At 43.0% G+C, this 21347-nt stretch carries 18 protein-coding genes; 8 read left to right on the plus strand and 10 right to left on the minus strand.

The window, feature by feature from the left end:
• Positions 1–121 precede the first annotated feature (121 nt).
• Together AC13FX_RS08880 and AC13FX_RS08885 are read left to right on the plus strand one after the other, a co-directional pair.
• On the plus strand, positions 122–505 hold the full coding sequence (locus tag AC13FX_RS08880; RefSeq protein WP_482880212.1) for a hypothetical protein: 384 nt from the start codon (positions 122–124) through the stop codon (positions 503–505).
• Positions 502–897, plus strand: coding sequence for a hypothetical protein (locus AC13FX_RS08885; RefSeq protein ID WP_482880213.1), 396 nt, complete (start codon positions 502–504; stop codon positions 895–897). Before AC13FX_RS08880 ends, AC13FX_RS08885 begins: the two co-directional genes overlap by 4 nt.
• A gap of 64 nt (positions 898–961) precedes the next feature.
• On the opposite strand, the gene asd is transcribed toward AC13FX_RS08885, so the two are convergent.
• Complete coding sequence (gene asd, locus AC13FX_RS08890) at positions 962–2011, minus strand: aspartate-semialdehyde dehydrogenase (protein ID WP_482880214.1); 1050 nt, start codon at positions 2009–2011, stop codon at positions 962–964.
• A gap of 540 nt (positions 2012–2551) precedes the next feature.
• On the opposite strand from asd, the gene AC13FX_RS08895 reads away from it, so the two are divergent.
• Positions 2552–3814, plus strand: coding sequence for a spinster family MFS transporter (locus AC13FX_RS08895; protein ID WP_482880215.1), 1263 nt, complete (start codon positions 2552–2554; stop codon positions 3812–3814).
• A gap of 454 nt (positions 3815–4268) precedes the next feature.
• Complete coding sequence (locus AC13FX_RS08900; protein WP_482880216.1) at positions 4269–5402, plus strand: hypothetical protein; 1134 nt, start codon at positions 4269–4271, stop codon at positions 5400–5402.
• Positions 5403–5511: 109 nt separating this feature from the next.
• On the opposite strand, the gene AC13FX_RS08905 is transcribed toward AC13FX_RS08900, so the two are convergent.
• On the minus strand, positions 5512–8085 hold the full coding sequence (locus AC13FX_RS08905) for a M1 family metallopeptidase (protein ID WP_482880217.1): 2574 nt from the start codon (positions 8083–8085) through the stop codon (positions 5512–5514).
• Positions 8086–8619: 534 nt separating this feature from the next.
• Here AC13FX_RS08905 and AC13FX_RS08910 point away from each other — a divergent pair.
• Positions 8620–9720: a 6-bladed beta-propeller gene (locus AC13FX_RS08910; RefSeq protein WP_482880218.1), complete on the plus strand. Its 1101-nt coding sequence runs from the start codon at positions 8620–8622 to the stop codon at positions 9718–9720.
• A gap of 109 nt (positions 9721–9829) precedes the next feature.
• Here AC13FX_RS08910 and trxA read toward each other — a convergent pair whose 3' ends face one another.
• From trxA to AC13FX_RS08940, 6 genes are all read right to left on the minus strand, one after another.
• Positions 9830–10198 carry a thioredoxin gene (gene trxA, locus AC13FX_RS08915; protein WP_482880219.1) on the minus strand — a complete coding sequence of 123 codons (369 nt, stop codon included), beginning with the start codon at positions 10196–10198 and terminating at the stop codon, positions 9830–9832.
• A 317-nt stretch (positions 10199–10515) separates the two neighbouring features.
• Positions 10516–12759, minus strand: coding sequence for a catalase/peroxidase HPI (gene katG, locus AC13FX_RS08920; protein ID WP_482880220.1), 2244 nt, complete (start codon positions 12757–12759; stop codon positions 10516–10518).
• A gap of 132 nt (positions 12760–12891) precedes the next feature.
• Positions 12892–13404 carry an FKBP-type peptidyl-prolyl cis-trans isomerase gene (locus AC13FX_RS08925; RefSeq protein WP_482880221.1) on the minus strand — a complete coding sequence of 171 codons (513 nt, stop codon included), beginning with the start codon at positions 13402–13404 and terminating at the stop codon, positions 12892–12894.
• An 82-nt stretch (positions 13405–13486) separates the two neighbouring features.
• Positions 13487–14905, minus strand: a complete 1419-nt coding sequence (locus AC13FX_RS08930; protein ID WP_482880222.1) for an NAD(P)(+) transhydrogenase (Re/Si-specific) subunit beta — start codon at positions 14903–14905, stop codon at positions 13487–13489.
• Entirely contained in the window at positions 14902–15198 is a 297-nt protein-coding gene (locus AC13FX_RS08935) for an NAD(P) transhydrogenase subunit alpha part 2 (RefSeq protein ID WP_482880223.1), read from the minus strand. Before AC13FX_RS08935 ends, AC13FX_RS08930 begins: the two co-directional genes overlap by 4 nt.
• A 165-nt stretch (positions 15199–15363) precedes the next feature.
• Positions 15364–16485 (minus strand): Re/Si-specific NAD(P)(+) transhydrogenase subunit alpha, encoded by a 1122-nt coding sequence (locus AC13FX_RS08940; RefSeq protein ID WP_482880224.1) that lies wholly within the window; start codon positions 16483–16485, stop codon positions 15364–15366.
• 424 nt (positions 16486–16909) lie between these two features.
• On the opposite strand from AC13FX_RS08940, the gene trxB reads away from it, so the two are divergent.
• Positions 16910–17887, plus strand: a complete 978-nt coding sequence (trxB, locus tag AC13FX_RS08945; RefSeq protein WP_482880225.1) for a thioredoxin-disulfide reductase — start codon at positions 16910–16912, stop codon at positions 17885–17887.
• A 64-nt stretch (positions 17888–17951) separates the two neighbouring features.
• On the opposite strand, the gene AC13FX_RS08950 is transcribed toward trxB, so the two are convergent.
• Complete coding sequence (locus AC13FX_RS08950; RefSeq protein WP_482880226.1) at positions 17952–18395, minus strand: DUF4342 domain-containing protein; 444 nt, start codon at positions 18393–18395, stop codon at positions 17952–17954.
• A 92-nt stretch (positions 18396–18487) separates the two neighbouring features.
• Here AC13FX_RS08950 and AC13FX_RS08955 point away from each other — a divergent pair, with 92 nt between their 5' ends.
• Together AC13FX_RS08955 and AC13FX_RS08960 are read left to right on the plus strand one after the other, a co-directional pair.
• Positions 18488–19159: a magnesium chelatase domain-containing protein gene (locus AC13FX_RS08955; RefSeq protein ID WP_482880227.1), complete on the plus strand. Its 672-nt coding sequence runs from the start codon at positions 18488–18490 to the stop codon at positions 19157–19159.
• A 52-nt stretch (positions 19160–19211) separates the two neighbouring features.
• Positions 19212–20909 (plus strand): recombinase family protein, encoded by a 1698-nt coding sequence (locus tag AC13FX_RS08960; protein ID WP_482880228.1) that lies wholly within the window; start codon positions 19212–19214, stop codon positions 20907–20909.
• 53 nt (positions 20910–20962) lie between these two features.
• Here AC13FX_RS08960 and AC13FX_RS08965 read toward each other — a convergent pair whose 3' ends face one another.
• The gene (locus AC13FX_RS08965) at positions 20963–21346 is read right to left on the minus strand and encodes a hypothetical protein (protein ID WP_482880229.1); all 384 of its coding nucleotides are present in this window, start codon (positions 21344–21346) and stop codon (positions 20963–20965) included.
• Position 21347 lies beyond the last annotated feature (1 nt).

Here is a 21347-nt window from a genome sequence, read left to right on the forward strand (position 1 = left end):
AGTTACCTCTCTTATCTAACCCGTAGAGTTAGAGCGATGAAATAGGAAGTCCTTACAAATTTTTTGTACTTTTTTCTGATCAAGATTATTTGACCTAAATGAATAAAAATCAGGTGACAATATGAGGGCACTTCCCTTCACCATCGAAAATCTTAACGGTGGATTTATGAAATTGGAAGGAATTCTGAGAGTGAATGAAGATCACTTGATGTTTGAATTTCAAAAAAAGGATGCAGTACTCGAGGCTTACCAGTCGGAGTTGAAAACGGTAGAGATACCCCTGGCGGAGCTCGAGATGCTGGAATTTAAGAAGGGGTGGTTCAGTGCAAAACTGATTCTTCATGGCAAATCGGCCTCCAGCTTTAGGGATCTTCCCGGAAAGGATCTTATCGAAAGAGTGTTGAAAGTTAAAAGAAAGCATAGGGATGTAGCTGCCAGTATATCATCTAACCTAAATCTGAAATTATCAGAAAAGAAGCTTCAGGAACTGGATGGTGAGCAATGAGCATTCCCTATAGATATTCAATGTATGAATCTGATGACCTGAATATGAAGGTCAAGGAAGTGAAAGGGATCATCAGTTATTCTTCCGATGAGTTATTATTCGAGTATAAGGTTTATGATGCCATGGGCAATGGGATCAGCAACTTGTCTAAGTTTGCTATCCATATTGATAACATCAAAAAAGTGGAGTACAAAAAGGGGTTTCTTTTTAATGGTGGAAAATTAATTGTCGAAGCTGATAAATGGGCTTTTTTGGAACCGCTGCCCGGAAGTGAGCAGGGGCGGATCAAGCTGAAGATCAAGAGAAGGGATAAAAGTGAGGCTATACGTATGTCGACCAAGCTGAATCTGTACATGTCTCAGAAACGATTGGATGATATGGATGGGGAATAAAAATGTTTATCGATAATGTAGTGACGCTAGATCTTGCGTCACTACATTAAGGGAATTAATTATTCTATTTCAGGAATCCTTTTTTCACTAATAATTCTGCATTCAAGATCGCCCCGCCGGCCGCGCCTCGAATGGTATTATGTGCCATGGCCACAAAACTGACATCGAATACTTCGGCCTTTCTGAGGCGCCCTAAATGCAACTGCATTCCGTTTTCAGCATCGGCGTGTAAGCGTGGCTGTGGATATTTTTCTTCCTCATGCAACTTGTATAGCTCTTTTGGAGAGAAGGGCAGGTCAAGATCAGCGATCGGATTTCTCCAGCTTGTGTACGCTGCTTTCAGCTCTTCAAAGTTTGAAGGAGGGTTTTCCAACTTCACGGTTGCTGAGATCATATGGCCGTTGATAGTTGGCACCCTTGTTGCCGTAGCCTGAACCGGGAAATGTGGTTTTGCTAAGGTAGAGCCTTCCAGGGTACTTAGAAGTTTTCGGGTTTCAGGGCCAACTTTAGGCTCTTCTCCTGAAATAAAGGGAATAACATTACCTAAGATGTCAAGGCTGGCGACCCCGGGATAACCCGCTCCGGAAATGGCCTGCATGGTGGTGAGTATAAGCGCTTCGATCCCAAAGGCATCATACAAGGGTTTAAGTGAAATGGCGAGGGGGACAGCCACACAGTTTGGGTTTGTCACGATCCATCCATTTCCATTTTTGGTGAAAGTCTGCTTTTTGATGAGTTCAGTATGATCCGGATTGATCTCAGGAATAAGCAGCGGAACCGTAGGATCCTGCCGGTAATTTTTAGCATTGGAAATGACCGGAATTCCGGAAGAGGCAAACGCTTTCTCAATTTCTCCGGCAACAGATGAATCCAATCCCGAAAAGACAAAATCCACATGACTGAATTCAGAAGGCTCACAATTCTTTACCGTCATCCCTTTGATGTGTTCTGGTAATTCAACGTCTTCGATCCAGTTGGCTGCATCTTTATACTTCTTACCGGCTGAGCGTTCGGAAGCCCCAAGAGCTTCAATTATAAACCATGGATGTCCCTGAAGTAAACGAATAAATTTCTGTCCTACAGCACCGGTGGCACCTAAAATTCCAACTTTCATGATGAATGAGTGGTCTAATATTTGTCAAAATTTTGTGAGCACTGAAAATAACCATTTAATACGCTTAATGTGAGAATTTTAGGTGAAGAATATTCACTTTTTTTAATGAGTGGGATAGACACTCTTTTGAGCAGCACTTAATTGTTCTGCCACGAACACTCTAAAACACTAAATGGAGGAGGTTGGAAGGATAGTCAGTAAGGGCGTATCGCATACACTCGGGTTTATATCCGGCAATCGTTTGATTCAAGTCATATTTGTTTTCATTATCTCAATATTTCCTAACACACCGTAGGGGCAATTCATGAATTGCCCCTACGGTGTGAAATTTCTCCTCATTCACAAACTCCCGGTTGGGAATGCTTGCCAGGACCTCCGGTTCGAATCATTTAATTTAACTTGGTTGCCCGTATCGGGAACCCTTCTTTTTTTCTCCCCTAAACTTAGGGGAGAAGACTCTTTGGTTAGTTTATCATGTGATCAAGGTTACTTACCCAAATCAGGCTTCCATCCAATAGTTTAGTACTCTATCTTTGTCCCATGAAATTTATCTACGACAAGCTTGAAGCCCGGAATCCCCAAATTTATGCCTGGCTGGTGCTGGGACTCCTTTTTCTGATCTACATCTCCAGTTTCGTAGACCGGCAGATCGTGGCCGTGCTGGGGACTGCCATTCGGGATGACCTCGGTTTCACTAATACACAGATCGGTGTACTCTACGGTCCTGCTTTCTCCTTGATCTATGCTATATGCGGCATTTTTATGGGGTGGTTTGCAGATCAGTTTTCCCGAAAACGGATCATTCTCATTGGATTGGTGATCTGGAGCCTGATGACCGTTGCCAGTGGCTTTGCCAGTTCATTCGTGTTTCTTATAACAGCAAGGTTTTTCGTTGGGGTAAGCCAGTCGGCACTAAGTCCCGCCGTTTATTCATTGCTCGCTGATTATTTTCCTCCCGAAAAAAGAGCCCGTGTATTCTCTGTATACGCCTCCGGGATCTTTGTTGGGGTAGGGCTTTCATTTTTGATCGGCGGCTCGGTAGCTGAAGCCTACGATTGGCGGGAAGCTATGAAGATCGTGGGCTGGCCCGGACTGGTGATCGCCACCATTGGATTTTTGTTGATCCGTGAACCGGGCAGGTCCTCTAAAACCAGTGATCGTTCGGCATCAGATTTCTTTGAAGTTTTGAGATACATCCTCAAGAAGAGAAGTGTGCGTTATTATCTTGCCGGATTTTCACTGCTTTCCCTTAGTGGTTATACCATTTTGGCTTTTGTTGGAACCGTTTTGAACGACACCTTTCAGGCACCATCCATGATCTCCCAATATGGGTGGTTCATGTTTTTGGCAGGCGTTGGGGTGAATATTTCAGGCTGGCTGGCTGATAAGCTGGCGGTCAGATACGGCCCTGAAAAGCGATTTGTGATGGGCATTGTAGCTGCCCTGGGCGGACTTCCATTCTATTATTTTGGGTTGATGGCCGAATCGGTGATGATGGCTTTTATACTGATCGGGATCGGAAATGTGATCGCCTCATCCTATAACGGTGTGGCTGCGGCCCTCATACAGTATTTTGTAAGATCGGATATGCGGGGCATGGCCGGCGCGGTGTACTTATTCGTGATCAGCATTGTGGGGTTTGGGATCGGACCGCCCGTAACCGGTTGGCTGATCGATCATGTTTTTACGGATCTGTACGGCCCATCGAAAGCATTGCTCCTTGTATTTACGATATGTGGAGTCTTGGCTACAGTCTGCTTTTTGAAGGCGATGCAGCATTATCACGAAGATGCCGTAGATTAGCTTCATCTACTTTTGGCTTGACCCAAAAGTAGCAAAAGGTCAAGGCGGGCGAAAAAAGAGTTAAAGCTGACTGCATTTCGCTAAAAGAAATCAATGCTCCTTCACCGGGCTTGCACTCAAGTTAAGTCCCGTGCGGTATGATTTCTTTCTTAACGCTACATTCCGGCATCTTTTTAAGGCTCTTTTTTCTAAGGCCAAGTGTAGGTATTATAAAGATTCATATACAAATAACCAGATTAACTTTTGCTACCGTAAGGGCGAATCGCATTCGCCCTTTTAGGGACATTATCTCATTTCCAACAGGGATGTAAGGAACAAGGGTTAACTTTCTTTTGATCCCCAGGAACTGATTAATACTGCCCACCCATAAGCTACTAATTACATAGCATTTGTAGTATCAATGAGATACATTAGGCCTGTCAGGGTATTCAGTTTCATCCAAAATCATTTAAACATGTTCATTCAAAACAAGCAAAGACATTCTCTGTTAGTGATCATTTTTTCATTTGTTGTTATTACTGCATGCAGCTCGGAAAAGCAACAAAAAGAAGTATTGGATTATGACACTATCCCCATGATAGAATTGGTAAAAGAGTTTAGTATTACAGAATCGGAGGATTACATTCCTGCTTGGGTAACAAGGATGTTTCTTACGGAGAATGGAGATATCCTGGTATCCGAGCGCATGGAAAAATCGATCCATCAATTCGATAGCTTGGGGAACTATGTAGCACAGGTAGCGAGGGAGGGAAGAGGACCCGGAGAATTGACCCAGAATGCTAACGCGCATTTTAATGGCAAGCTATTGGTAATGAGTAACAACAATGGCATGTTGACGGAATATCACCCTAATGATGAAGGTATCTACGAATATTATACAGATCATACGTTTCGGCTTCCCGGGGTATTACGTGGTATTCACTCCACTGATGATTTCAGTGCTTTTTACGTAAGTGTAGATTCGGTTCGAATACCTTTTGGTACAGTTCCACCTGAATTTACTACCGATTTTATACACCTTGTCCGGGTTGAAGGAGATAGCCTAAGAGTCGAAGAGAAAGTTTTATCTATAGAAACTCACTCTTCTTATGTTCAAATTTCAGACGACGGAAATACGATGAATTATAGTTCTTTGCCCTATCGTTACTCAGAATATATGATCCCTCTTCCCGGTAAACGAATCATGGTTCAAAGACCTTCAAGCTCATCTATCGAAATTTATGATGAAAATTTTGATTTAGAGCACCAACTAAATTTGAACGTGAAAGACCGATTAGTCACAGATGCTGATATGGAATATTATTTTCCTGAAATCAGTAGCACAGAACGAAGAGATCGCCGGGAACTGATAAGGGATGTAAAACCACCTTTTACCCGGGTTTTATTAGATGATAACAATAGGTTTTGGCTGCAAATTGATGAAACTGAAGTTGGGATAGAATATGTGGTGTTGAATTATGAAGGAGATCCGCTTGGCCGTGTAATGCTGCCCTCCGAAAGTCAACTTCATGCTGTCCGGAATAATAAATTATATCTGGTAGATCGTGATCCTGAGACCAGGATCGATGTATATAGTGTAGAGCTTTAGATCTTACACTCGTCCCCAACCCGGAGGGAGTATGTACTACCGTAAGGGCGAATCGCATTCGCCCTGGTAGGTACATGAAAATATGAAGCAAAAGGCAGTAGGGCCTAATTCAACTCTTGATTCTATTCGCCCGAAACATGCCATCAGCTGCCTGAAGGATCTTCATACGAAGTTGTTTGTTGTAATTGGGACGTTCAGCTAAGAACGTACGCACGGTTTCCACTGCTGAATCTGAAGAATAGTTGCCAAGTGTCACATCCAGCCAGCGCTTTGGGAAAAAGATATCGCCGGTGACCTGAATTTCCTGAAGCAATTCCAGGCTAGGCAAGATGTACTTCTCAGAATCCTCAACCCGCAGTGGGTGGTGCAGGTAGCCTAAAGCACCAAGCACCCAGGATTCGACCTGTCGGTTTTCTTCATCCTTTAGAGACTCAAAGAATTCATCCCGAACTGTTTGATCATTAGATAGTGCAGGGCGCATGAATTCAAACCGGCGCTTGCGGTCCTCATTTTCGATCTGTTCTGACTGAACGGATACGATCTCCGATGCCTGATCAGGAAGTTTTAGGGCTAAATTACCGGCTATCGATATAAAGTCAGACTCTGATAGGTTTAGCCCATCTATTTCAAGATCACCACTCCAGATATCATAGACCTTTTGGATCTCGCTTGCTGACATGGCAATATCCCTGAAAGCATTGAAGAAGAGTTTCTTTTTGGAGCTTTCTGACTGTTCGATCATTTGCTCCCAAATAATACTTTCAGTTTCAGTTGTGAGATCGTTTCTTTGCTCTTCTGTTAAAAATCTCCAGTAGATGGTTTCGATATAACCCAGGATCTGATCTTGAAGAAGTTGGTTTTCCTCAACCTGAATGAGGTTTAATAGTTTGTAGTATAGACCGATCGGTTCTACATCATTTTGCTCCAGCATATTCTCATACAGATTGATGAGATGGGATCCTTTGCGGACATTGCGCATGTTTTCCCAATATTGAAGGGTTTCAAGGTCCGCAGGAAATAAACCGTAAGCACGTCCATTGGCATTAAAGACCTTGGTTTCAGCCTGTAGTTCATTCAATGTGGCAAAGGTGGTCGGTTCATCACTTAGAATATCAAAAAACTTGAACGAACTGTCTCTTGGACTAACGGTCCAGATACCCACCTGTTGAGGCCAAATTCTTTCTAAACCTTCAGGGTCAGTCTGAACCAGAATATCATAACGCAGAGGCTCACGACCGGGTAATTCATCTTCTTTGAATTCCACAGAAAAATGAGGCCTGCCTGGCGTACTAACCCAAACTTCACTCCATGCAATCAGGTCCTGTTCCGTCTTTTGATCCAGAATATTGATGAGGTCAGGCCAGGTGGCATTATCAAAAGAATAGGTGCTGAGATATTCACGCATACCTTCTCTGAAAAGATCCTCACCGACCAAAAGCTCAAGCTGTCGCATCATAATGGGAGCTTTGTTGTAGATGATGGCTCCGTACATTTGTCCTGCTTCATTCAGGTTATCAAGGTTCTGGCGTATAGGGTTCGCACCTTCGGTTCGGTCAACTGAGTATGCACTAGGGTGATGGCGAAGGAGGAAATTCAGGTCATGATCGATCTCAGGGAATCCTGGATTGACGATCTTTGCGGCCATGAAATTTGCGAAAACCTCTTTAGTCCACACGTCATTGAACCATTCCATAGTGACGAGGTCCCCAAACCACATGTGGGCCGTTTCGTGTGCGATCAGGCTGGCTCGACTCAGTAGCCTGGAATCTGATGGGTCTTCATCCAAAAACAATGATGAGGCACGGTATTGAATAGCCCCTACATGTTCCATTCCGCCATATTGGAAAGAGGGAATGAGGGCAAAATCAAACTTCTGAAAGGGATATTTAATTCCGGTATAATCTTCCAGCCAATCAAGAGAGGCTTTGTGAAGGCGGAAGATGTCATCCAGGTTTCTCTCCACTTTTTCCTGATCCGACTCCCTGTGAAGCATCGTCATTTCAACACCGTCCACCGAGCGGGTGACTTTCTCGAAGTCACCGGCAACAAAAGAAAACAGGTAAGAACTGATCAGCTCAGTAGGTGCAAAATTCAGTGTTCTTGAAGAATCTGACGCGTGCTCATAATTGATCGGTGCATTGGAAATAGCTTCCCAACTTTTTGGGATCTCAAGGGTGAGGTCATAAACGGCTTTCAGGTCGGGTTGATCAAAAAGAGGGAAAGCCGTGCGGGCGCGGTCGGGAACAAACAGGGTGTACAAATAATCCGGATTACGGTTCAATGAAGACTCACCTGCGATGAAATCAATATCAACCACATTGGTTCCCGAAACCAGGGATTCGGAAGGCAGGATGATATGTTCATACTCGTATGAGATCTCCGTTTGCTCACCATTAACGGAAAGTGATTTTAGGTGATCTTTAGATCCACGAAAATCGAGCTGAATATCATGTCCTTTCTCTTTCAGGTTAAATGAGATCGATGCCTGAGCCTGAATGGCATCAGTTTGTTCAGCCGGAATATTGAAATAAAGTTCATAGGTTACATCTGAGATATTGGCTTTACGAAACTGAGCCAGTTCAAGGGAAACACCGGGTTCAATTCCGGGAGAATTTGAACATCCCTGTAAAAATAAGATCAAAGTGAGGGCAAGTATAGAATTGTATATAAATGAGTTGTTCATAGACCTGATTTTTGTTTTTTGACCGCATGCAAAACTACCAACATTAAAGGAGATTTCAAGCGTTAAAATTGTTAATAATCGTGAGAGAAAAGAGGTGTAGAAATAATCTGATAGGATCCTAAGGTGGTATTTTTGTCATGCTTTAAGTGAAGCCGTTGTGCTCGTTGTAAAACTCCGGCTTCCGGTGCCTTGGAAGGACTAATTTCTCGTGTTTAACTTCTTTGTTCATTTTGGCTTGACCCAAAACGAACCAAAAGGTCAAGGCTAAGAAAAAAGAGCTAAATCTGTCGTCATTCCGCTAAAAGAAATCAATGCTCCTTCAATGGGCTTGCATGAAAGCCAACTTCCATGCGCCCCGAATTCTCGGGGTTTCTTAACGCTCCATTCCGTCATCTTCTTAACGCTCTTTTTTCTAAGGCCGTTTTTGTGCGAATTGATCGGTCCGGTTATTCGTGGAATGTGAAATAAGGTGTAATTGTGTCTTAAATACCTTATTGTTAATATTAATTTTAAAGATATAAATGGGGTAATTACATGACTTTTAAACTAATCAATGTGTCAACATTCATTCTGATGATCTTGCTGTTTAGTGCTTGCAAGAATGAGGCTGATCTGGATACCAAATCTCATGTATCAGCAGATAGCTTACAGATAGAGGACCTAAGTGTTGTTATTTCCTCTGATTCAGAAATGCTGGGAGAGCCCAGGGAAATCGTGAATATGGATGAGGATCACTTTGCAGTGTATGATCACGCCTACAAAAAGATCATGGTCTTTGATAAAACCGGTGAGAAAAAATATGAGTTTGGTAATACAGGAGAGGGACCGGGAGAGTGGGATCCAATGGGCGGAGCAAGAGACCTGAGTTATCATAATGGGACATTCTTTTCAAATAATGGCAGTCGGTATTTATTTGACTTGTACAACAAAGATGGGAGTCATATAAAGTCAATATCCTATGAACCGTACTTGGATTATGCTCATAAATTATTAATAGACAAAAATAGGTTGCTTACAACAACTAATGGCGGTGAGAACTCTTTGGCAGTTGTATTAGATCTGGAAAATGAGTTAGCTGTAATAGATAGTCTAGGTGAACCTGCGGCAGGATTCAGACAGCGACCAAATTTTGAGGAACAAAGAACAACTTATGCCAATGGCGAACTTCCTGAAGGGGCTCTGAATGAAGCTCTTGTTACAAAAATTGATAATGACCATATAATATTTATGAATACACTGGGAGAGATGCGCAGGTATTCTCAGGATGGTGAAATATTATTTGAAGTGGAATTACCGAGTGACGTTAAAGAAACCATATTCAATTATATAGTTGATGTAAATAAAAATGAGTCACCACCACATAGTGTCAGACCATTGGAATATGCAAAAGACATTCAGTATAAAAATGGTTTGATCTATCTTTTCATGCCTATTAAACATCCTGACAGGGAGGGCCTAGAAGCAAGATTTCTCATTTATAATAAGAACGGTTCATTGATATCCCATTATGTATTTAAACCTGATGAGAAAGAAACAATTTTATATGATTTTTCGGTAGATGAGGAAAATGTTGTCTATTTCGTTGATGTCATGAATGCAAGAGTCCTGAGTTTTGACCCTGAGATCGAAACATAAACAGGATCAAAAAAAAAGCAGCCTGATCGATCAGACTGCTTTTTTAAAGTGAGATTCTCGATATGAAATAAATCTGTCAGAGTCAGATCAAATCTGATCTGAATTTTGATCAGGCAGATGCCTTTACGTCAAATTTCTCTTCGATCAATTTGATGAACTGAGCTTTTGGAAGAGCACCGGCGGCCATTTGTGGCTGTCCGTCAACCGGAATAAATAAAATGGATGGAATACTTCGGATCCCGAAGACGGCAGCCAATTCCTGTTCAGCTTCTGTATCAATTTTATAGATATCCACTAAACCTTCGAATTCTTCAGATAACTCTTCAATGATGGGGGCTACCATCTTACACGGCCCACACCAATCGGCATAAAAATCAATGATCGCGGGCTTATCCCCTTTATAGTTCCATTCCTGATTATTTTCGTAATCAAATATCTTTTTCAGGAAACTCTCTTTTGTTAAATGTTCGGCAGACATGTTTTTTCTCTTTTGTTAATGTATGGCAGCTGACTATTTATTCAGTCAAGCTGGTACAATTTGTTGTATTAATTTATAGTAAGGTACGAATATTGATCGAGAATTAGGGAAAGTGGGCAATAGATACTGATTATAAATGGCATAGTTTAGAAAGCGGCCCTCCATTAGGTTCTGAGCCAAAAAGCAAACCGTAGGGGCAATTCATGAATTGCCCCTACGGTTTGCTCTATTAGGAATGTGAAAATCAGGAAGCAATAAAAAAGGCAGCCTGAAGATCAGGCTACCTTTTGAAAGGTCACTTATTAAAATATTAAGTGTTACTTCAGATCGAAACGATCCAGGTTCATCACCTTGGTCCATGCATTCACGAAGTCGCTAAGGAATTTCTCCTCACCGTCTACAGCTCCGTACACTTCTGCAAGGGCACGCAGCTCTGAATTAGAACCACAGATCAAGTCAACACGAGATCCGCTCCACTTTATGTCACCGGTCTTTCGATCACTTCCCGCAAATACATTTTGATCTTTTGTAGTTGCCTGCCAGGTCGTATTCAGATCCAGCAGATTCTTGAAATAATCGTTGGTGAGCGTTCCGGGCTTGTCAGTAAATACGCCTTTTTTGGAACCGTCATAATTGGTATCCAGTACGCGCATTCCTCCAAGCAGAACCGTCATTTCAGGGGGAGTCAGCGTCATAAGCTGAGCCTTATCCACCAGCATCTCCTCCTGAGAGGTGTGATGCTTAGGATTGTAGTAATTTCTGAAACCATCTGCCGGTGGTTCTAACCAGGCAAATGACTCAACGTCTGTTTGCTCTTGTGTGGCATCGGTTCTTCCCGGAGTAAATGGTACTTCTACATCATGTCCGGCATCTTTAGCCGCTTTTTCAATGGCTGCAACTCCTCCCAGTACGATCAGGTCGGCGATGGATACTTTCTTATCACCTGACTGAGCGTCGTTAAATTCAGACTGAATGCCTTCAAGCGCTTCAATAACTTTGGATAACTGCTTTGGATTGTTCACTTCCCAATCCTTTTGAGGAGCTAAACGAACACGGGCACCATTGGCACCGCCACGCTTATCAGAACCACGGTAGGTGGAAGCAGAAGCCCATGCAGTTGATACAAGTTCAGAGACTGTGAGTCCCGAACCCAGGATCTTACCTTTGAGGTCTTCAACATCGTTGTTATCGATCAACTCATGATCTACATCAGGGATCGGGTCCTGCCATAATAATTCTTCTTCAGGCACTTCCGGACCAAGAAGCAACGATTTAGGTCCCATATCACGGTGAGTCAGCTTGTACCATGCGCGGGCAAAAGCATCTGCAAATTCATCAGGATTCTCCAGAAAGCGTCGTGAGATCTTTTCATAAGCCGGATCTTCTCTCAGTGATAGGTCAGTTGTGAGCATGAACGGGGCATGCTTTTTCTCAGGATCATGAGCATCCGGAACGGTTCCTTCACCCGCACCATCCTTAGGTCTCCATTGCCAGGCGCCTGCAGGACTTTTGTGCACTTCCCACTCAAAATTAAATAAATTCTCGAGGTAGAGCATTGACCATTCAGTTGGCTTTTGTGTCCATGTTCCTTCCAGTCCACTGGTAATGGTATCGGCCCCTTTTCCGGTTCCGTAGGTATTCTTCCAGCCCATTCCCATTTGTTCAATTGGAGATGCTTCCGGTTCAGCCTCAAGATGTGATTCAGGTGCGGCACCGTGAACTTTACCAAAGGTATGTCCACCTGCGATAAGAGCAACCGTTTCCTCATCATTCATTGCCATACGTGCAAAGGTCTGTCGAATGTATTGAGCTGCTTTTTTAGGATCCGGTTCACCATTTGGTCCCTCAGGGTTTACATAAATAAGCCCCATGTGGTCGGCACCAAGTGGTTCTTCAAGATTTCCTTCATTGTCATGGCGCTGATCGGCAAGCCATTCACCTTCAGAACCCCAATAAATGTCTTCTTCAGGTTCCCAGACGTCTTTACGTCCACCACCAAATCCAAAGGTCTCAAAGCCCATGGATTCAAGTGCAACGTTTCCGGCCAGGATCATCAGGTCGGCCCATGAGATCTTTTTACCATACTTCTGCTTTATGGGCCAAAGCAGTAAACGGGCTTTGTCAAGATTTACATTATCAGGCCAGCTATTCAGAGGGGCAAACCGTTGATTTCCTGTGGCTCCACCACCTCGGCCGTCAACTACCCGGTATGTTCCCGCACTGTGCCAGGCCATTCGGATCATAAGTGGGCCATAGTGGCCAAAGTCGGCCGGCCACCAATCCTGCGAATCGGTCATCAATTCTTCCAGATCCTTCTTGACGGCATCCAGATCCAGTTTTTTAAATTCTTCAGCATAGTTAAAGTCATCACCCATAGGGTCAGACTTGTCTGAATGCTGTCTTAAAATGTTCAGGTTCAATTTGTTTGGCCACCATTCACGGATCTTTGCACCATCATTTGCAGAGTGCTCCAGAGATCCATTATGAAACGGACAGCCACTTTCTTGATTCACTTTATATGTCGAAGCTTTGTTTTCAGAACTTCCTTTGTTATCAGCCATAGTTTCTCCTTTAATTTCTTTCTTTAATAGGTTAGAAAGAAAGCGATTCCAAGGTCCTGAACCAAATCAATAAACGTTTAAAGCGTGATAGGTTTTCTTTATGAAGGAATTGTGAAGGCGTCCTGAAACGATTCACTTTGTGTTAATAAGCTCGACATCGAAGATCAGGTTGGCATTTGGTGGGATGCTTTCACCTGAACCGCGAGATCCATATGCGTAAACCGATGGAATATAAAGGGTGATAGAGCCACCGGATTTCAGGATGGGGATACCGATCTGCCAGCCATAGATCAGATTTCTAAGTGGGAAGGTGACGGGATTTTGGGATTGATCAAATACCGTACCGTCGTTCATAAGTTGACCCTGATAATTAACCGTAACCTGACCGCATAGATCGGGGAAATTCCCGGATCCCTGTTCATTGATTACATACCTAAGACCGGATGAATGTATCTGTACGTTTTCGATATTGTTTTCGGAGATATAGGTATCGATGGCGGCAATGTCTTCTTCAAGCTGAGCGGAATCTACCCCTGCCAGGTTCAATTCGTAGTTACACTCGTCTGTGTTGCTGAAACAACCGCTTGAAAAGACAATGATAGTAAGAAATAGTGCCGCCAGTACTGCTTTGAAATAAAGACGCATTTTATGCTAATAAGAAATGTAGATGATCTGTTTTTTTAAGACATCAAAGATACTACAGAACACTATACATTTGCACACTTATTTACACATCATTCAGGGCTTCGTTGAGAGCTTGTAAGCTCTTCTTGGCGTCTCCGAAAAACATCTGATTTTTTTCATCATAGAATAACGGATTGTCTATACCTGCATAACCGGGGCTAAGACTTCGTTTGAATACCACGGTACGCTTTGCCTCATCCACATTGAGAATTGGCATGCCGTAGATCGGGCTACCGGGTTCTGTCTTGGCAACCGGATTCACCACATCGTTGGCTCCAATGATCAGGACCACATCCGTTGTCTTGAATTCAGGGTTGATCTGATCCATGTCAAGTAATTGGTCGTAGGGTACATCCGCCTCAGCAAGTAATACATTCATATGTCCGGGCATACGTCCTGCTACAGGATGGATGCCGTATTTGACCTGAACGCCTCGCTCTTCAAGCTTCATGGCCACTTCCTTGAGTACGTGTTGTGCCTGAGCAACGGCAAGGCCATAACCGGGAGCGATCACCACTTTAGAAGCATAAGCAACCTGAATGGCGAGATCTTCAGCCGAAGTTTCACGAACTGTTTTATCTCCATCTTCACCGCCTCCTGATCCGCCGGAATCTCCGCCAAAGGCACCAAAGATCACATTGGCCAGCGAGCGGTTCATTGCTTTACACATAATTTGTGTAAGAATGAGTCCGGCGGCCCCTACAAGTGCACCGGCAATGATCAATAGGTTATTGCCGATCACAAAACCGGCCATCGAAGCAGCAAGTCCCGAGTAAGAGTTGAGTAGTGAAATGACTACCGGCATATCAGCTCCGCCAATTGGGATAACCGAAGTGATACCGATCAACAGAGATAACCCCAGGATGACCCAAAAAATAGTTTGGTTGGTTGGGTCGAAGGTGAAAAAGCCGATCAGAACCAATACGGCGATCATAGAACCGATGTTGATAATATTCAATCCCGGGAAGGTGATGGCATTTCCGGAAATAAAACCCTTGAGTTTACCGAAGGCAATGAAACTACCGGTAAAGGTAAGTGAACCAATGAAGATACCTAACCCGGTGGTTACCAGACTATCAGGTGTCATTGTGGTCGGGTCGACCAATCGGGAAAATTCACCCCAGGCAACGAGTGCAGAGGCACCGCCGCCAAATCCATTGAATACGGCAACCAGTTCCGGCATGGCGGTCATAGCCACTTTTTTGGCCAGTACGGCACCGATCAAACCACCTATCAGAATACCGGCTATGATCCATTCGAACGAGATGATCTGTTGGTCAAAGAGTGTGACCACAATACCAATAAACATCCCGAGGGCAGCTAACTGATTTCCTTTTCTAGCTGTTGCAGGTGAATTCAATAATTTCAGGCCACGAATAAAGAAAAAGGTCGCGATCAGGTAAATGATCTGAATGGTGTCAGGTAAATAGGGTAGGAACGCCTCGGGTATAAACTGACTCATTTCTCATCTCCTTTTTTCTTGAACATTTCCAGCATGCGGTCGGTAACCATAAAACCACCAACCACGTTAATGGTGGCAAATATGATGGCTACAAATCCAATGATCTGACTGATCTGGGAATCAATTCCCGAATGGCCGGCAACGATCAGTGCCCCAACAATGGTGATACCCGATATGGCATTGGCACCACTCATGAGTGGTGTATGTAAGGTCGGCGGGACTTTTGAAATCAGCTCAAAGCCAATAAAACAGGCCAGAACAAAGATAAATAAGGAGAATATTAAGGCAGACATGGTGGTTGAATATTGAATATTGAACAAGGAACATTGAATTCAGAAGTACTCAATAAAAGTTGTTCAATAGTTCGGTTATATGATTCAATTCAAATTTTTTAATAACAAACACTTCGATTTTCATTATTGAATACCTACCTGCCGGCAAGGCAGGTTCAAGATTCGTTACTCTTTAAGCATTGGGCTGATGATCTCGCCCTGGTGTGTGATGGTGGTTTTTAGTAATATTTCGTCTTCAAAGTTAAAATTCGGTTTGCCGTCTTCGATAAGCAGATCCAAAAGGGCATACATATTTTTGGAATAGAGCTTACTTGCGTGTAATGACAACTGACTTGGGAGATTGTTTGGTCCAACTATATTGACCCCATACTTCTCGATGGTCTTGCCATGCTCTGTTAATTCACAATTACCACCGTTTTCTGATGCAATGTCAACGATCACAGAACCGGGCATCATGTCTTTCACCATGGACTCGGTGATCAAAACAGGCGCCGGCCTGCCTGGTATGAGTGCTGTAGTTACAATGATGTCAGATTTTTTGGCATGCTCATGTATGACCTGCCGTTGCAGATCTTGTTTGGATTCATCCAACTCTTTAGCATAACCGCCTTCAGTTTGAGTTTCTTCATCACCAAGCTGCACTTCCACGAATTTAGCTCCCAGGCTTTCAACTTGTTCTTTTACTTCAGGACGGATATCGAATGCTTCAACAACTGAACCGAGTCTTTTTAAGGTGGCTATGGCCTGAAGTCCGGCTACCCCGGCGCCAAGCACCAAAGATTTTGCAGGAGGGATGGTGCCTGCTGCTGTCATCATCATCGGCAGGTATTTATCCAGTTCATTGGCAGCAATAAGCGCGGCTTTATATCCGGCGATAGAGCTCATGGAGGAGAGGGCATCCATATTCTGGGCACGTGATATTCGCGGAACGGCATCCATGCCCAACGCTGAAATACCTAATTCTTTTAGCAGTTCGACCAATTCAGGGTGTTGAAGTGCCCAAAGAAAACAGACCAATACCGCATCTTTCTTTAATTTCTTTAGTTCCTCATCAGAGGGGGTTTGTATAGTAAGCAGTATATCTGAATCTGATAGGATCTTGTTTCGCCCCTCAGCTATGACAGCCCCGATTTCTTTGTATTGTTGATCCGGGAAGTTAGAAGCAACGCCTGCATTCGATTCAACCCAAACTTCCAATCCCTTTTTGATAAGCTGTTCAGAAACTTCAGGGGTCAAAGCAACCCTGCGCTCGAAGTCTGCTGTTTCTTTTAAAACACCTACGATCACTGTATTTCCTCCTATTTACTTAACAGCAGTTAACTTAGTGAAATGAATCTAAATCGCAAACATATTTGAGACTGCATTTTTCGGGATTTTGTGGGTTGAAAAATACACGCCCCTCCCAGCAAGAAACAGGCAAGCTGTTCTTGCTGTCCCTCCCGGAGGGACACAGGGTTGGCCTGATTTAATTGTATACACGTACTCAAATACTTGAAAGGAACAAGATTCTATCTCTCTTTGGAGAGAGACGGATTTAGCTTTGCTATAATCCAGAGAGAGGAGCGGTTTTTATGAGTTCAATTGTTCTTAGAAAAATGAAGAATCAATGAACTCGAAATAAGCAAAGTCTATGATTCAGATAGGATAATTTGAGAGGCTATTTTGCTTATTAAACCTTATAATTAAAGCTGAATCAATAAAGGAAATTATTATGGAAGATATTGCAGGTAAAACATTCAAAGTAGTAATTGTTGGTAGCGGACCAGCCGGATTGACGGCAGCCCTTTATGCGGCAAGAGCTGATCTGAGTCCAATTGTATTTGAAGGTCCTGAACCGGGTGGTCAGCTAATGACAACCACTGATGTAGAAAATTTTCCGGGATACCCTGAAGGGGTGATGGGACCGCAAATGATGCAGGATATGAGAGAACAAGCTACTCGTTTTGGTGCGGATTGCCGTTACGGAATGGTGACGAACATCGATTTCAGCCAAAAACCCTATATCCTCACCATAGATGATAATGTGGAGATCTTTGCTCATGCTGTGATCGCTTCGACCGGAGCATCGGCGAAATGGCTGCATTTGCCAAGCGAGCAAAAACTTCGGGGTAAAGGTGTTTCTGCTTGTGCAACCTGCGATGGCGCATTCTTCCGAGATCAGCATGTTCTTGTGATCGGTGGTGGTGATACCGCCATGGAAGAAGCCACGTTCCTGACCAAATTTGCCAGCAAGGTTACTGTAGTACACCGCCGTGATGAATTACGTGCCTCCAAAGCCATGCAGCAGCGCGCCTTCAATAATGACAAAATTGAATTTATGTGGGACAGTGAGCTGGTTGAAGTCCTGGGTGACAATGTTGTGGAAGGGGCCAAAGTCAAAAACCGAAATACAGATGAGGTTACCACATTGGATGATGTAACCGGTGTATTTGTAGCTATCGGCCACAAACCAAATACCGATCTCTTCAAAGGGGTGGTTGAGATGGATGATGTGGGATACATTCAAACCAAAGGACAGTCCACCGAAACCGATCAGCCGGGATTGTTTGCCTGCGGTGATGCCATGGATGCTGTATACCGACAGGCTGTGACGGCAGCGGGAACCGGTTGCAAGGCCGCTCTGGACGCTGAGCGCTACCTCGGAGAGCTGGAAAGCAGAGAAGCTATCGCCGAGTCCCATTGGAAATAAGTTATTTGAAGATTGAGAGATTAAGTATTGGTTTACTTAATCTCTCAATAACTTAATTTCCAAACTACTTTTCTTTTTTCCCTACTGTTTTTTCGTCTTTCTCTTCTTCTTTTGTATCAGTCTTTGTTTTGGAGTTTGACTTTTCCTTCGTTTCAGTCTCTGAGCTTTCCTCATCTTCATCCTGAATGTCAATAAACTCAGCATCCACAGAATATTCGTCTTCGTCGGTCACTTCCCGCTCCACGATGATCTGATAATCGTTGATGAACATGGCAAACATACCGATCGCTGATATAACCGGAGCCATAGCTGCTGCCAGGGTAACACCGCCCACTCCCATTGTCAGGTTGGTCTGGAACTTGATCTCCCCTTCCTTGTTCTTGATGATAAGCTTTCGGGCACTTCCTTCCTTGATCATTTTTCTGATCTGACTGATCACTTCATTAACACCGCCCTGTATCTCCTGATAGATCGTTTTTGCCTTCGTTTTAGCTTCTTCTTTTTTCATGATATGTATGATTTATGAAAATTTTTTGTAAGGATTTGCTTTCCCACAGCTCTAACTACGTAAAGAGAATAAAAAAGATTCAGGTACAAAACATGTTATCAAGAGTTTATTGTGCATCTACTGTCGGGGTAGATGCAAAGATCATTGACGTAGAAACTCATCACACAAACGGTATGATCGCCTTCTTTCTGGTTGGGCTTCCTGACCGGGCGGTCAAGGAATCGCGCGACCGTGTTGAGGCTGCTATACGAAACACAGGATCCTACTATCCTTTGGGGCGGATCACGGTGAATCTAGCCCCGGCCGATCTTCCAAAGGAAGGTAACGGATTCGATCTGCCGATCGCTGTAGGAATTCTAAATATGTCAGGGCAGCTGCATACCAATAAATTGGATGATACGGTTATGCTGGGTGAGCTGGCACTTGATGGGAAGATCCGTCCGGTGAAGGGTGTATTGCCGGTTGCTGTTGAAGCCGCAAAAAAAGGGTTCAAATATTTGGTAGTGCCAAAAGAAAATGGGGGAGAAGCTGCAGTGGTTGAGGGGATCGAGGTGTTTCCGTTTGAACATTTAAATCAGGTAAAGGACTGGCTTGAAAACAGGGGGAGTATGGACCCGCTCAGAAGTAATGTTCAGGAGTATTTTCATCAGAACGGAAAACATAATCCGCTCGATTTCAGTGATGCACGTGGACAGGAAAATGTAAAACGGGCATTGGAGATCGCTGCGGCAGGCTCACATAATGTGGTAACGTTAAAGCGATAATTAAACCCGGATTTGTATTATATAATAACTAAGATTAATTAATGGAGAAAAAATGACTACAAAGAAATGCTATTCGTACTTAAGATTCTCGAATCCTAAACAGAAAGAAGGTGATTCTGCACGAAGACAAATTGAAGCAGCTGAACAGTATGCTAAAAAAAATAACTTGGAATTAGATACTTCACTTGACATGAAAGATGAGGGTTTGTCTGGTTATACAGGTAAACACATTAAAGAAGGAAACCTTGGTAAATTCTTAATACTTGTTGAAGCAGGAAAAATACCTTCAGGGTCTCGTTTGATAGTTGAAAGCATTGATAGGTTAGGAAGGCAAGAACCTTTAACTGCAACCGATGTAATCAAGTTGATACTAAGAGCTGGTATTATGTTAGTGGTACTGGATTGGTACCGTGTCCGTGAATTTACAGATGAGAGTATACAAAATAATCCAGGTGAGTATAGCGGACTCGTTGCAGAGATTGAACGAGCCTATTTTGAAAGTAAAAAGAAATCAGAACGTCTTTCTGAAGCTTGGAAAGAAAAGCGAATGAAAGCAAAAAACGGAGAGAAGAAACTAACTGGAATGTGTCCTTTATGGTTGGAATTATCAAAGGATAAAACGAGGTTCATCAAAAAATCAGAGGTAATAGAATCAGTTATTCAGATATTCAAACTAAAAGCCGACGGATACGGAAATAATAGGATTCAAAGGACCTTAAATAACGATCCTAATTTTTGGCAACCACCAAAATCCAATCGCAACAAAACAGGTGGATGGCCTGAGTCCACTATTCAACGAATAGTTCATGACCGCAGAGTTTTAGGAGAGTACCAACCGTGTACTAAAGTAGATGGTAAGCGTGAACCTGTAGGAGAACCTATCAAGGATTATTATCCAACAGTAGTTGACGAAGAACTGTTTTATGCTGTTCAACGGAGAATGAAACGTTGGAGGGAAAAACATGGTCATCATGGAGGAAGGGCAGACAAGGCTCATAATCTTTTCACAGGAATTGCTAAATGTGGAAAATGTGGCAGTCCATTACATCATATTCGCAAGGGGAAAAAGTCTAAGAAAGGCGGATATCTTTATTGCGCTTTATCCCGAGAACCAAGTAGAGCAAAAAAAGGAGAAAAGTGTGATGCCCGACCAATTCATTACACTCATTTTATGGAAACCTTTTTTAATAAAACCTTTGAGCTGAAAGCCTCTGATATTCTACCGTCTCCTGACAAGCATATTGAACAGGTGGAACAACTTACTCAGACCATTGATGCCAACGGGGAACGAATTGATGAGTTGGCACGAAAGGAAGATAACCTGCTGGACAGTATAGCCGATGAAGATTCCTCAGTGATTCGTCAAAAACTAAAACTACGATTGGAGAAAATAGGTAATGAACGAAAAGAGCTTGCCCAGTTGAACGAAAAGTTAACTAGAAACCGTATTGACCTTGAAAGACAAGCAAAGGCAATTCAGGGAAATTTAAATACGCTTTCCGAAGTACAAAAATTGGAATCTTCTGCTAAGTCTGAAAAAGAAGCGCAAGAAATCAGGTTAAAGATTCGAGCAACCATAAGAAAATTGGTTGATGAGATTCAGGTTTTCTCATCCTCTAAAACTACAGGTAAGTACGATATGGTAATTGTTACTTTTAATGGCAGTCAACCGTTTGCACGGTTACTGAAGTTTGATGGTAACGGATGTACACAACTAACAAGGATGAACGCTCCGAGGAAGTCAGCTTAAATAGATACCCCATAATTATAAAGCCCAGTCTGTTTTTTACGGATTGGGCTTTTTCATTTCGTCCGTATCATTGGAAGCTTTTTATTATTAAAGAACCACTTTTCAGCTAACTCAAACGCTCCTTGAATGGTCCTATTCTTATCTATGACCTTGATATGTTTGTGAATGTCTGGTGTATCTAACTGCGGGTACTGGCCAGATAAATCCTTCCTAAGTTCTTCCCCATCTTTGAAGACTGTTTTCTCAGAATTAAATGAGCAATTTTCTAAACGGGCGATTTTATATTCAATTTTTATCTTACCAGCTTTTTTTGTCTCGTAGGGCTCGGAATAAACTACATAAACATTTCCATCTGCTCTACCATAGTACCGTACAGGTTGGTTAGTTGGGAGGTTAGTTTTTTCAGCTTCATAGAGCTTGACTGGTTGTTGCTTCATG

It is taken from the genome of Gracilimonas sp. B-17, from assembly GCF_056857935.1.